This is a genomic window from Agrobacterium sp. DSM 25558, assembly GCF_900100825.1.
Taxonomy (GTDB): Bacteria; Pseudomonadota; Alphaproteobacteria; order Rhizobiales; family Rhizobiaceae; genus Agrobacterium.
Genome location: NZ_FMUD01000004.1, coordinates 158,346 through 171,547, shown reverse-complemented (window position 1 = coordinate 171,547; position 13,202 = coordinate 158,346). Strand labels below are relative to the sequence as shown.

13 protein-coding genes are annotated in these 13,202 nt (G+C 55.7%); 6 read left to right on the top strand and 7 right to left on the bottom strand.

The window, feature by feature from the left end; all coding sequences use genetic code 11:
* Nucleotides 1-128 precede the first annotated feature (128 nt).
* From DSM25558_RS05735 to queE, 4 genes are all read left to right on the top strand, one after another.
* A complete protein-coding gene (locus DSM25558_RS05735; protein WP_077102700.1) occupies nt 129-2,105 on the top strand; it encodes an acid phosphatase in 1,977 nt (658 codons plus the stop codon).
* Nucleotides 2,106-2,237: 132 nt separating this feature from the next.
* The gene (queC, locus tag DSM25558_RS05730) at nt 2,238-2,948 is read left to right on the top strand and encodes a 7-cyano-7-deazaguanine synthase QueC (protein ID WP_077102698.1); all 711 of its coding nucleotides are present in this window, start codon (nt 2,238-2,240) and stop codon (nt 2,946-2,948) included.
* Nucleotides 2,948-3,316 (top strand): 6-carboxytetrahydropterin synthase QueD, encoded by a 369-nt coding sequence (gene queD / locus DSM25558_RS05725; protein WP_077102696.1) that lies wholly within the window; start codon nt 2,948-2,950, stop codon nt 3,314-3,316. The genes queC and queD overlap by 1 nt, the downstream gene beginning before the upstream one ends.
* Nucleotides 3,313-4,050, top strand: coding sequence for a 7-carboxy-7-deazaguanine synthase QueE (gene queE / locus DSM25558_RS05720; RefSeq protein ID WP_077102694.1), 738 nt, complete (start codon nt 3,313-3,315; stop codon nt 4,048-4,050). Before queD ends, queE begins: the two co-directional genes overlap by 4 nt.
* 7 nt (nt 4,051-4,057) lie before the next feature.
* On the opposite strand, the gene DSM25558_RS05715 is transcribed toward queE, so the two are convergent.
* Nucleotides 4,058-4,291 carry a sulfurtransferase TusA family protein gene (locus tag DSM25558_RS05715; protein ID WP_077102692.1) on the bottom strand — a complete coding sequence of 78 codons (234 nt, stop codon included), beginning with the start codon at nt 4,289-4,291 and terminating at the stop codon, nt 4,058-4,060.
* Complete coding sequence (locus tag DSM25558_RS05710; protein WP_077102690.1) at nt 4,288-5,586, bottom strand: L,D-transpeptidase family protein; 1,299 nt, start codon at nt 5,584-5,586, stop codon at nt 4,288-4,290. The genes DSM25558_RS05715 and DSM25558_RS05710 overlap by 4 nt, the downstream gene beginning before the upstream one ends.
* A gap of 242 nt (nt 5,587-5,828) precedes the next feature.
* Between DSM25558_RS05710 and DSM25558_RS05705 the strand changes: the two genes are divergently transcribed.
* Both DSM25558_RS05705 and DSM25558_RS05700 read left to right on the top strand, forming a co-directional pair.
* Nucleotides 5,829-7,289 (top strand): phospholipase D-like domain-containing protein, encoded by a 1,461-nt coding sequence (locus tag DSM25558_RS05705; protein WP_077102688.1) that lies wholly within the window; start codon nt 5,829-5,831, stop codon nt 7,287-7,289.
* A gap of 77 nt (nt 7,290-7,366) precedes the next feature.
* Complete coding sequence (locus DSM25558_RS05700; RefSeq protein ID WP_077102686.1) at nt 7,367-8,206, top strand: endonuclease/exonuclease/phosphatase family protein; 840 nt, start codon at nt 7,367-7,369, stop codon at nt 8,204-8,206.
* 37 nt (nt 8,207-8,243) lie between these two features.
* Here DSM25558_RS05700 and DSM25558_RS05695 read toward each other — a convergent pair whose 3' ends face one another.
* The 5 genes from DSM25558_RS05695 to DSM25558_RS05675 form a co-directional block, all read right to left on the bottom strand.
* Nucleotides 8,244-9,377, bottom strand: coding sequence for a Gfo/Idh/MocA family protein (locus tag DSM25558_RS05695; protein WP_077102684.1), 1,134 nt, complete (start codon nt 9,375-9,377; stop codon nt 8,244-8,246).
* Nucleotides 9,378-9,400: 23 nt separating this feature from the next.
* The gene (locus DSM25558_RS05690) at nt 9,401-10,162 is read right to left on the bottom strand and encodes a sugar phosphate isomerase/epimerase family protein (protein ID WP_077102683.1); all 762 of its coding nucleotides are present in this window, start codon (nt 10,160-10,162) and stop codon (nt 9,401-9,403) included.
* A gap of 74 nt (nt 10,163-10,236) precedes the next feature.
* Complete coding sequence (locus DSM25558_RS05685) at nt 10,237-11,325, bottom strand: ABC transporter ATP-binding protein (RefSeq protein WP_077102681.1); 1,089 nt, start codon at nt 11,323-11,325, stop codon at nt 10,237-10,239.
* A 5-nt stretch (nt 11,326-11,330) separates the two neighbouring features.
* Nucleotides 11,331-12,272, bottom strand: coding sequence for a carbohydrate ABC transporter permease (locus DSM25558_RS05680; RefSeq protein ID WP_077102679.1), 942 nt, complete (start codon nt 12,270-12,272; stop codon nt 11,331-11,333).
* Nucleotides 12,265-13,167, bottom strand: coding sequence for a carbohydrate ABC transporter permease (locus DSM25558_RS05675; RefSeq protein WP_077102677.1), 903 nt, complete (start codon nt 13,165-13,167; stop codon nt 12,265-12,267). The genes DSM25558_RS05680 and DSM25558_RS05675 overlap by 8 nt, the downstream gene beginning before the upstream one ends.
* Between the last annotated feature and the right edge of the window lie 35 nt (nt 13,168-13,202).

The window sequence follows — 13,202 nt, the reverse complement described above, 5'->3', positions numbered from 1 at the left end:
CGAACGCCAGCTCCGATCAAACTTTGAATGCTGTAATCAAACTGTCATCAACCATGGGCATTTTGCCGACCATTGGCGACATCTGCTGTTGCACACTCAATTTGTACAAAATGAATAAGGAGGCTGTCATGGCCAATTTGGGCGCGTTCCCCTTGCTTCGTTCAGCGCTGCTGGCATCCGTGGCAGCGTTCGGCATCGCTTCCCATGCCCAAGCTTTCGACACATCTGAACCTTCAGGTGTCGGCTTCGGAATCAGCGTACCAACCCCACCTGTTCAGTATCCACTTCCGATCACCGAAAACTATCACAACCAGACAGGCAAAAATGCCAAGGGCGAAGAGGTTCGCGCCTATGATGACAAGGACAATCCGGTCATTGAACTCCTGTCCGGTTTCAATCGTATCTGGACGCTGGGTGATGAGAAATGGGCCGACGGTGGTGCCAATGGCGATGGTCCGACCGATTACAGCAAGGTGGAAGTTCTCAATCCGGATATCTGGATTGAAAACATGCGCTATGTTCTGTCCGTCACCGGCAAGAACCGTACGGATGCGGAAGCTCTCAATGCCTATCTGAACGACCGTCGTTCACAGGGTTATAGCGTGATCGAAGGCCTTGGGCCGTTGGCTGACTGGTACCGCGAGGGCGCGGGTGCCACCACCACCATCAACCACACGCTTGATGACTTCAACGTCAATGAGGTTATCACCAAGCGGGAAGACGATAAGGGCACGGAGGCTGGTGCGCCGGATTCCAAGTTGAAAGATTTCGTCGCCTTCATGAAGCTGATGCGTGGTCCGGAAGGGACGACGTCGCCAGCGAAGTACTTCTATTCGACACCACGCCCCTGGCGTATGAACGCCAAGGGCGAAGTCATCGAAACAGGCACCGAAACCATCGGTGACAAGACATTCGAGCGCTACGAGACCGAGCCTGACGTCACGGTGCCTGCCTTGCGATATGCGCGTGAAAATCGCGGTCGCGCCAAAGATGGTGGCTTTCCAAGTGGGCATACCAACGCGGCCTATCTCTCGGCCATCGCCTATGCTTACGCCGTTCCCGAGCGTTTTTCGGAATTGCTGACCAAGGCATCCGAGCTGGGTGATACCCGTATCGTGGCGGGCATGCACTCACCGCTCGATGTCATCGGCGGGCGGATCACCGCGACGGCCATCGCTGCTGCCATTTTACATGATCCGAAATTGGCGGATGCAAAGAAGGCTGCGCATGACGAGGTGCAAGCCTATTTGAGCAAACGTCTTCCGCAGGGGGAAAGCTTGAGGGACTATGCCCATAGTGCTGATATTTCCACTGACCGATTTGCCAATGACGCGCTCAACAAGGCGGATTTCCGCAAGCGTATGACCTACTCATTCAGCCGGGACACGGCTGCACCGCAAGCTGCGATGGTGGTGCCTGAAGGTGCCGAGGTGCTGCTGGAAACCCGCCTTCCCTATCTGGACGATGCACAACGACGCGCGGTTCTCTTCTCCACAGGCATAGAATCCGGCTATCCTCTACTGGACGATAGCAATGGCTGGGGCCGGATCAACCTTGTTGCCGCCGCCTCCGGTTACGGTTCGTTCAATGGTGATGTGACCGTGACGATGAATGCCGCAGCTGGCGGGTTCAATGCGCAAGATCGCTGGACTAACGATATTTCCGGGCCGGGCCGACTTGTGAAAACCGGAACGGGTGCGCTGGATCTTGACGGTGCCAACAGCTATTCCGGCGGTACTATACTGAAGGACGGAATACTGACCGCTGCATCCAGCACAGCGCTTGGAACCGGCAGCGTGCTGGTGTCTGGCGGAACGCTGAAGCTTGCAGCGTCAGAAGTAGTGAATGTCACCGGCGATTACAGCCAGACGGGTGGCACGCTTTCTCTGGATGCGAAGCACACTGCGCTGCACATCAAGGGCAAGGCTGTCATCGACGGAGCGGTACTTCAACTCAATTTCGAGGACGATGCTCCGGCGTCTGGATCGAGATTCGAAGTATTGTCGACGGATGGTCTCAGTGGCAACTTTGCGTCGATTGAAACGGGCGGCGTGACGGTACGCCCGGTCTACACCGGCACCACACTGTCCGTCATCGTAGAATAACCGGCGCATCACCTTTCATAGAGGTGCCGGTCCTAAAAGGCCGGTGCCTCTTCACAACGATCCCGACTTGCGCTAAAAGCCGCAACCGTAATCCGGTCGCAGCCCACCCGGTCAAAACAAGGGATCCAACCTATGAAAACCATCGTCATCTGCTCCGGCGGATTGGACTCCGTTTCGCTTGCGCATAAAATTGCAGCCGAAAACGAACTTATCGCACTCGTCTCCTTCGATTATGGCCAACGCCATAAAAAGGAACTGGACTTCGCAGCGCTCTGTGCAAGCCGCTTGGGTGTTCCACACCACATCATCGACGTCCGCACCATTGGCGCGCATCTGACAGGGTCCGCGCTGACGGATGACGTCGCGGTGCCCGATGGCCATTATGCCGAAGAAACAATGCGCTCGACGGTCGTTCCCAACCGCAATGCCATTATGCTGACAATTGCATTCGGCCTGGCTGCTGCCCAGCAGGCAGACGCCGTTGCCATTGCCGTTCATGGTGGCGACCACTTCATTTATCCTGATTGCCGTCCAGGTTTCATTGACAGTTTCAACGATATGCAGCGCCACGCGCTGGAAGGCTATGCAAACGTCAAGCTCTACGCGCCCTATGTCACCGGCTCCAAAGCCGACATCGTGACCGACGGTGCTAGGCACGATACGCCCTTTGCCGAAACGTGGTCCTGCTACAAGGGCGGAATGCGCCACTGTGGACGTTGCGGTACCTGTGTGGAGCGGCGCGAGGCTTTTCATCTGGCAGGGGTTGATGATCCCACGGACTACGAAGACCCGGACTTCTGGCTTGCGGCCACCAGCGCCTATGTCGCGCAGGAGGTGAACTGATGTTTCGCATTACCAAGGAATTCCATTTCTCCGCGTCGCACCAGCTGAAAGGCCTGCCCGCAGATCACCAATGCGCGCGGCTACACGGCCACAATTACATCGTGGAAGTGGAGCTTTCCGGCGAGGCGTTGAACGAGCATGGCTTCGTACGCGACTATCAGGAGTTATCGCCACTGAAGCACTATATCGATGATCACTTCGATCACCGTCACCTCAATGACGTACTGGGGCATGACATGGTGACCGCTGAGCGCCTTGCCCACCATTTCTATGACTGGTGCAAGGCGCGCCTGCCGGAAACCAGCGCGGTGCGTGTCAGCGAAACTGCAAAGACATGGGCGGAATATCGCCCGTCGCGTCAGTCATGAGCAGCACCAAGGACACACCCATCCGGATCAGCGAAATCTTCGGTCCGACCATTCAGGGTGAAGGTTTGCTGATCGGCGTTCCCACCATTTTTGTGCGCACCGGCGGCTGCGACTATCGCTGCTCGTGGTGCGATACGCTTCACGCGGTGGACAGCCAATATCGCGATGATTGGAAGCCGATGTCCGTCGATGCCATCTGGCAGGATGTCACAACGCTTTCCGGCGGCAAGCCTTTGACCGTCTCCCTATCCGGCGGCAATCCTGCCATCCAGCCGCTCGGCAAACTCATCGAGAAGGGGCATGGCGAGGGTTATCGTTTTGCGCTGGAAACGCAAGGCAGCATCGCCAAGGACTGGTTTGCCGATCTCGACTATCTCGTGCTCAGTCCCAAGCCTCCCTCCAGCGGCATGGACACTGACTGGAACGCGTTTGAGCACTGTCTAGAAAAAGCAGGAGGCGGCCCACAGACCGCTTTGAAATTCGTAGTCTTCGATGATGCGGATTACGCTTATGCGAAACATGCCGCGGCCCGCTATCCTCATCTCGCAGTCCATCTCCAGCCGGGCAACCATACGCCTCCACCACCGGATGACGACGATGCCCTGGTGGATATCGACGGTGTGATGGACCGGATGTTGTGGCTGGTCGACAGGGTCAGCGCCGACCGCTGGTTCGACGTGCGCGTACTGCCGCAACTGCATGTTTTGCTTTGGGGCAACAAGCGCGGCGTCTGAAACGGCATCACACCTTGCGGATATGAAACCTGTGGCCGGAACTCGTCGCAACGGCCTCCATCAGACGATGACCATCTTCCCTGCACATATGGGGAATATCGATGACGGCCAGAGGATCGCTGGTTTCGACCCAGAGTTCATCACCCGTTGCCATGGCCAATAGTTTTTTGCGGGTTTTTAAAACAGGAAGGGGGCATTTCAGCCCCCTTAGATCATAGATTTCAGCGTCGGGACGCGTCATTGCTTGGACCAGAATTTCCAGAATGGTTTCTTCTGGGCATCATCGGCCTGTGGCGGTGCCGAGAAAGCTAGCGGATTGAGGGCTGGAACTGGCACACTCTGGGCAACGGCCGTTGGCTGTGTTGGAGCCGCTGGCGCTGCCGTTGCCGCAACCATAACCGTGGGTGCAACGCGGGCAGCAGCCGGTTGTTGCGTTCCAACCGTCGCCGCAGTCGTTGCGCCCGGGTTGGATGCCGAGGCCATCGCTGTTGCGGCCTGTCCGGAGATACCCTTGGCCGCCTTCTTTTCCATCAGCGCAGCGAATTCGGTTTCCTTCATCAGCTTGCCAGCCTTGAGGGCAGAGCCGGTGGGCGCATAGGCAGGTTCGCGACCTTTGCGTTTGGCGGCAACCAGCGCCTTGCGCTCGGCTTCGCTTGGATCGTACCAGACCATGCCGTCCAGCTTGCTGGTCGCCTTGGCATAAGCGACATCATAGGTCTTGGCGTAGCTTTGAAGCGCGCTGGCAAGCGCTGGCGGCGTGCTCATCTTCGGGCAAGAGGCAGAAGCGTTGAATTGGCCGCCTTCAGCCTGCTGATTGAAGACATATTTCTTTTCGCAGACATTGACCTCTGGTGGGCGCTTGGTGACTTCGAAATTGTCGTAGCCAACCTTCAGCATTTTCCAGAATTCATAATGCTCGCTGTTGCGGTGGCGCGCCATATTTTCCGCCGACATGCGGAAAGGCAGTGCCTGAAGCTGCACGGTCTTTTGACCGCCCTTGAAGGCGTCACGTGCAAAACCGTAAATCTCCAGCACCTGCGCGTCGGTCATCGAATAGCAACCCGACGACGAGCATGCACCATGGATCATCAGATTGGTGCCGTTACGGCCATTGGCCTGATCATAACGGTTGGGAAAGCCGGTGTTGATGGCGAGGTAATAATTGGAGTTCGGGTTCAGATGCCCGGGCGTCAGATTATAGAAACCTTCAGGTGCCTGCCGGTCGCCTTCCTTGACTTTGGGACCCAGTTTACCCGACCACGCGCAGATGTCGTAAGACGCAATAACGTCAAAGCGATTGTCGCGTTTGGCCTTCCAGATTTCGAGCTTACCCTCTTCCTTGAAGATACGGATCATGATCGGCGCATTGCGATCCATATTCTTCTTGTCCATTTCAGCCAGAATGGACGCGGAAAGCGGGTAATCGACCTTGTTTTTTACATGCGAAACATCACGCTCGACTGTTTCGAGCGTTTCGTTGCAGCCTGCGAGCATAGATGCGGTGCAGGCAAGAAGCGCAATATGTCTCAAACGCATGGCGTTTCACCGGTTTGCAGGAGGTGACACGGTGGTAAAATATTTCCGATTTGAATACAAGTCTGCCGACTTGCGATCAAAAGGCTATTTTTGGAAGATATTTCCCGGAAAGCGTTCATCGTGTCATCGGCTTTATCAAAAATTCTTGGCACCCGATATAGCTTACAAAGCCTTAACACATCGCTACTCCACCACGGGGCGATGCGGCTTGCGGCTTGGCGCAACTCCATTATATTCCCTATATGATTGATCTCTTTACCACTTATTGGCCGCATATACTGGCCACCCTCTCCATTGTCATGGGTGCTATCGCTGCCATTCACGCAACGATGACGAAGCAGGAGGTGCGTACAGCCCTTGGCTGGGTCGGCGTCATCCTGCTGTCACCCTTCGTGGGTGCCGCAATCTACGGCGTCGCCGGAATAAACCGCATCCGCCGCAGTTCTCTTGGCCAACAGCGCTCTTTGATGCACGGAACCATCATGGACCGTGTTGCCCTTTTCGATGCCGATGATGACCTGGTGATCGCCCGCTTCGGTCGTCGGTTCCTAGCCATGAAAAATGTCGGCGACCGGGTGACGCGCAATGCGCTGACGACCGGCAATGTTGTCGAGCCGCTTTCCTCAGGCGACGAAGCCTATGCCGCGATGCTGGAGGCCATTGCCAACGCAAAGCGATCCATCATTCTTGAGACCTATATCTTTGACCAGGACGGCATAGGACTACGGTTCGTGGAGGCTCTGTCCAACGCGCAACATCGTGGTGTCGAGGTGCGCATATTGGTCGATGCGGTAGGCGCGCGCTATTCCGTTCCCAGCATCATGCCGGGCCTCCAGAAACTCGGCATCAAAGCGGCCGTTTTTAATGGCAATGTCATCATCGGCTTGCGTTTGCCCTATGCGAATTTGCGCACCCACCGCAAGATTTTGGTTGTGGATGGGCGCGTGGCCTTCACCGGTGGAATGAACATCCGGGAAGGTTTTACGCAGGAGTTTTCCGGAGATCGACATGCGCGTGACACGCATTTCAGGGTGACTGGCCCCCTCGTGGCAGACCTCTTCACCGTCGCAGCCGAAGACTGGCGCTTCACGACCCGCGAATTACTGGATGGCCCGGTTTGGGACGTGACGCTTCCGGACGGCGAACCCGGCTCCCCTATTCTGGGCCGCGTCGTTGCGTCCGGACCCGACAACAGCATCGAAACCAGCCATAAAATGTTGATGGGAGCGTTTTCCATTGCACGCTCCTCCATCCGCATCATGTCTCCCTATTTTCTGCCGGACAGAGAATTGATTTCAGCCCTGACAACCGCTGCCAGGCGCGGGGTGCAGGTCGATATCATCGTTCCCGCCAACAACAATCTGACGCTTGTCGACCACGCCATGACGGCACAATTCGACCAGATGCTGAAAAGTTATTGTCGGATCTGGCGCGCGACAGGCCCCTTCAATCACTCCAAGCTTTTGGTGATCGATGACCGATGGTCCTATGTCGGCTCGTCCAATCTCGACCCGCGCTCCTTGCGATTGAACTTTGAGGTGGACATAGAAGTTATCGATGAGGGTCTTGCAAATGCGGTTTCCCAACGCTTCGGTGACGCCATGGAAAACGCAAAACAAGTGAAGCTCGAGGAGCTACGCGCGCGACCGTTTCTGATGCGCCTTTTCGAAAGGGTCCTGTGGTTGGCGTCGCCATATTTGTAAGGTTGCAAATGCAGCGTCGCAAAAAGGCTTCATATTTTGTGCGATACGCTGTGAGCAGTGGGAATGGGTAATGGTAGATGCAAGATAAGAAACCAAAGCGTGCGAAGCCGGAAAGCCTGCCCTCTGTGCTGATGACGTCCTTTCGCAATCGCAAGAAACGTCTTATCGAAAGCGATCCATGCGGCGATGAAGGTTTCCCCGTCATCGCGTCCTACAATGTTCATAAATGCGTCGGACGGGACCGAAAATTCGACCCGGACCGCACAAGCCACGTCATTCAGGAAATCAAAGCGGATATTATCGCGCTTCAGGAGGCGGATAGCCGCTTCGGAGAGCGAACGGGTCTGCTCGATCTCATCCGGTTGGAGCGGGAATGCGGGCTGTCCCCTGTGCCAATAGCGGCCGGTACGAAGGCGCATGGCTGGCACGGCAATGTCGTCCTGTTCAAGGAAGGTGCCGTGCGCGACGTGCACCCTCTCAAACTACCGGGGTTGGAACCACGCGGAGCACTGGTGGTGGAGCTGGACCTGAAACAGGGCGGAACGTTGCGCATCATCGCGGCCCATTTCGGTCTGTTAAGGCATTCTCGGGCTCAACAGGCAAAGGCCCTGGTGGAGTTGCTCAACACGAGAGACAAACAGCCCACGATCCTACTGGGCGATCTCAACGAATGGCGACTGGGCAACGGCTCGTCTCTCAACACGTTCCGCGATGCCTTCGGAACATTGCCGCCAGCCGTTCCAAGCTTTCCCGCTGGCATGCCCGTGCTGGCTCTCGACCGGATCATCTCCAATCGCGCCGGACTGATCGACAATGTGACGGCGCACAATAGCGTTTTGTCTCGCGTAGCGTCCGATCACCTGCCTCTGAAGGCCACCATCAGAACAGATGTTCTAACGAACGACCCCACAGCCTGAAGTGGCGGATACCTTTGAGAGTATCCGCCAACTGTGTTTAACGTAGCAACGCCTGCGCTTCTTCGATACCCAAGGCCGCTGGCTGGGTGCAGGTTGTCGTCAGCTCGATGAAGCGGCCTTCTTCGCCTGATTTCAAGATGGATGTCATGACATCGATCCCGTGAAGTGAGCGATCCAGAGAGCAGCGTGCATCACGTCCCTCCGTCAAGGCAATTGCCATGTCCGCCAAACCGGCAGTGCGGTAGTTTGCGCGCGGTCCCTGTGGGCTTTCCTGATTGGCGATGCCGAACGGATGATCCCAATTTTCGAGCGGCTTGATATCCTTGTCGCGACCGCTGGCCTCGACCACACCACCGAAGAAGTTGGGGTCCGGCACATAGATCGAGCCTTCGGTACCATAAAGCTCCATATTTGCATGGCGATGTGACCATACATCCCAGCTGGCAGACAGCGTGATCGTCGCGCCGTTTACAAACTCCAAGAGAGCATGAATGTTCGTTGGCGTTTCAACCGGAATGAGCTGACCGTTCAGCGGCTGGCTGGTCACGGTACGCGTTGAGCTGGCCATGGAGGTCAATGCGCCGACGCGTTTGACCGGGCCGATAAGGTTGATGAGATTGGCGACGTAGTACGGGCCGAGATCGAGGATCGGGCCACCGCCGGCAAGGAAAAAGAAGCCGGGATTGGGGTGCCACATTTCCATTCCAGGGCTCATGACGTGGCATGTGCCCGACGTGATGCGCCCGATGCCGCCTTCATCGATATATTTGCGGGCCAGTTGATGCGAACCACCCAGGAACGTATCGGGTGCGCAGCCAACCGCCAGTTTTTTTTCGGTTGCCAGACGCCGCAGTTCCTCGCCTTGTTCAAGCGTCAGCACGAGAGGCTTTTCCGAATAGACATGTTTGCCCGCTTCGAGAATGGCTTTCGAAACGAAAAAATGCGCTGCCGGAATGGTGAGGTTAACCACCACATCGATCTCGTCGTTCTGAAGCAGTTCCTCGATGGACTGCGCTTTGACACCATACTCTTCGGCTCTCAATTCCGCAGCGCTGCGGTTGAGGTCGGCGCAGGCCAGGACTTTCAAACCCCTGAACAGCGGTGAGAGCGAAAAGTAGGTTGTTGAAATATTGCCGCATCCAATGATGCCGACGCCAAGTTCCTTGGCCATGTCTCAAACTCCAGATTGATGGATTAATAGGTATTGAAGGATGCGATGGAACGCGTGATCAGCTGATCTGCATCCTTGGGATTATCGTGCTCGACCACGTAATATTTGACAGCTGTCTTCTTCAGCACGTCCACAAGTCCCTTCCAGTCCACTGTGCCATGGCCGACATCTGCCCAGCCGTCCTCGTCCGTGTTCTCACCCGCTGGCGCGATATCCTTCACGTGCACTGCGGTAATGCGGCTGGCATAGCGTTCGATCCACTCGAACGGATCGGCTTTTCCGCGGATGATCCAGGCGATGTCCGCTTCCCATTCCAGCTCAGGTCCACCGGCAAAAATCTGATCCTGCGGCGTGGAGCCGTCGTCCAGCTTTACGAATTCGAAGTCATGGTTGTGCCAACCAAATGCAAGGCCCGCATCGCGGAAAGGCGTGGCGGCTTCTTGAAGGCGCTTGCCGAAAGAGAGCCAGCCAGCAGCATCGTTTGGACGCTGATCGGGCAAGAGATAAGGGCAATAGATCGCCTGAATACCCAGAGTTTTCGCTATGTTGAGCGCTTTCTGTGGCTCTCCTTCGAGCATATCGAGACCGAAATGTCCTGTCGGCATGGTCAGATTGTTGGCATCGAGATCGCTGCGCAGGGCTTTCAAGGCCGCGTCGTCCATGCTGCCATAAATGCCGCCGAATCCTTCGACGTGAGCGTATCCTGCCGCCGATAGCTTTTTCAAAACATCCGAAAGCGGCGGAAAATTGCGCGCGCTGTAAAGCTGGAAACCAAGTTTCGTCATCTGTCTCTCCTGACATTGGGCCTGACATTGGGCCTGACATTGGGATTGTGCCCGGTGGAATTTGGTAGTGTGGATTAGATGCGCTCTTCCGTTGTCGCTTCGAAGAGCGATGCCATGGACATATCAAAGGCGAGCTTGACCTTAGTCCCTGGCGAGAAACGCCTGTGTCCGCCGACACGAACAGACAGCGTATGTCCGGCAAGCTTCAGCCAGATGAGGTTATCCGCCCCCATCGGCTCTTCGATATCGACCACAGCATCGTGGATTTCGCCGCTGGTGATATCGCTATCGACACGCACATGTTCCGGTCGCACGCCAAGAACGGCCGAGGTGCCGGGATTGAGTGGCGACGATGCATCGTATCCATCCAGCGTGAAGCTAACGCCATTGGTGACGAAATGGACTTTCCCGTCCTTTTCGACCAATTCCCCGCGCAGAAAATTCATCGACGGTGAGCCGATAAAGCCAGCCACGAACAGATTTCTCGGCTTGTTATAGATCGAGATCGGGTCGTCCAACTGCTGAATGACACCGCTTTTCATGATCGCGATGCGGTCTGCCAGAGTCAGCGCCTCGATCTGGTCGTGCGTGACATAGATCATCGTGTTTTTCAGCGACTGGTGAAGCCGCTTGATCTCGACGCGCAGTTCGGACCGCAGCTTGGCATCGAGGTTGGACAGAGGTTCATCGAACAGGAAGACATCGACGTCGCGCACAAGCGCACGTCCAATGGCAACACGCTGACGCTGACCGCCGGACAGTTCTGCGGGCTTGCGTTTCAACAACGGCTCGATCTGGAGGATACCGGCTGCGCGCTTGACACGCTTATCGATCTCTTCCTTAGGGATCTTGGCGACCTGCAAGCCGAAGGACAGGTTCTTTTCCACCGTCATCTGCGGATAAAGTGCATAGGACTGAAACACCATGCCGATGCCTCGATCTTTCGGCTCTTCCCAGGTGACGTTTCGGTCCTTGATGAAAATCTGCCCGTCCGTCGGTTCCAGCAGCCCCGCAATGCAATTGAGCAAAGTGGATTTGCCACAACCCGATGAACCCAGAAGAACGAGAAACTCGCCCTCGTAAATATCAAGGTTGAGGTCTGAGAGCACGGTGACCGCGCCAAAGGACAGGGACAGGTCGCGAATGGAGACGCTTTTATTCATGAAGCTTAACCCTTGACTGCGCCTGCGGCGATGCCGCGGACAAAAAGTCTACCTGAAACAAAATAGACGAACAGCGGAACGGCACCGGTCAGAAGGGTCGCCGCCATGTTGACGTTGTATTCCTTCACACCCTGAACCGAGTTGACGATATTGTTGAGCTGAACCGTCATCGGATAATATTCCGGTCTGGTGAACACGACGCCGAAAAGGAAGTCGTTCCAGATGCCGGTGACCTGCAGGATCATTGCCACCACGAAAATCGGCAGCGACATAGGGGCCATAATGCGGAAATAGATTTGCCAGAAATTCGCCCCATCGATGCGTGCCGCCTTGAACAACTCCTCCGGCAAACCGGCGAAATAATTGCGAAACAGCAAGGTCAGGATGGGCATGCCGAAAATGGTGTGAACCATGATGAGGCCGGTCAATGTTCCGTAGACGCCCATTTCGCGCAACACGATCACGATTGGATAAATCATCACCTGATAGGGAATAAAGGCACCTATGATGAGGATGGAGAAGAAGAACTCGGAGCCTTTGAACTTCCAGTTGGCCAGTGCATAGCCGCTGACGGACGCAATCAGGATCGACACAAAGGTCGACGGTATCATGATGCGGACCGAGTTCCAGAAACCGCGCGAAAGGCCATCGCAGTTCAAACCCGTGCAGGCATTGGACCATGCCTTGACCCAAGGCTCGAAGGTAATTTCCATCGGCGGGGCAAAGATGTTGCCCATGCGGATTTCCGGCATGCCTTTCAGCGATGTCACGATCATCACGTAGAGCGGCAGCAGGTAATAAAGCGCGGCGACGAACAGGCTGCCATAGAGAATGATATTGCGTCGAGATATCCGCTTGCGCGGCTTGCGTCCGCGTGGGCCACCAAGTTGAGAGGACACCGGGTCCACGCCTGCGGCGACGGTATTGAGCGTTGAGATATTAGCCACGTTTGCGCCCTCCGAATTCGAGATAGGCCCATGGAACGACGATGATTGCGACAGTTAGCAACATCATGGTGGATGCGGCAAAGCCCTGCCCCAGATTCTGTGCCTGGAACATGTAGTCGTAGACGTATTTCGCAGGGACTTCGGACGCGATGCCGGGACCGCCGCTGGTCTGCGCGACCACGAGATCGTAAACCTTGACGATGCCGCTGGCGATGATGACGAGCGTTGTAATGAAGACCGGGCGCATCATGGGGATGACGATGAGAATATAGGTCTTCCACATGGGAATGCCGTCAACGCGTGAGGCCTTCCAGATGTCCTCATCTATCCCACGCAGGCCCGCTAACATGAGGCACATGACGAGACCGGTCCCCTGCCAGAGTGCGGCAATCAGAATACCATAGATCACAAAATCCGAATTATAGAGCGGATCGAAGGTGAAGCTTTCCCAGCCCAGCGACCGCACCACGGCCTGAATGCCGAATTCCGGGTTCAGGAGCCATTGCCAGACGAGGCCGGTAACGATGAAAGACAATGCAAAGGGATAAAGGAAGATGGTTCTGAATGTATTTTCAAAGCGTATCTTCTGATCCATCAACGCGGCGAGGACGAAGCCGATCACGAGGCTGAAAATCAAAGAAAGAATGCCATAGATGGCCAGATTCTGAATCGAAATAATCCAGCGGGGTGCCGCCCAAAGGCGTTCATACTGCTCGAAGCCGATAAAGGAAGCGCGCGGCAATAGCTTTGAATTGGTAAAGGAATAAACGACTGTCCAGATCGTTCCACCCATGAAGATGACCATTGCGGTCACGATCATGGGTATCGATGCAATCTTTGAATTCAGATTGCGGAATAGCTGGTTTGGACGACCAGAATGGCGTTTCACTGCCATGTCCCACTCCTTATCAATCGTAAAGGTTGATTGTG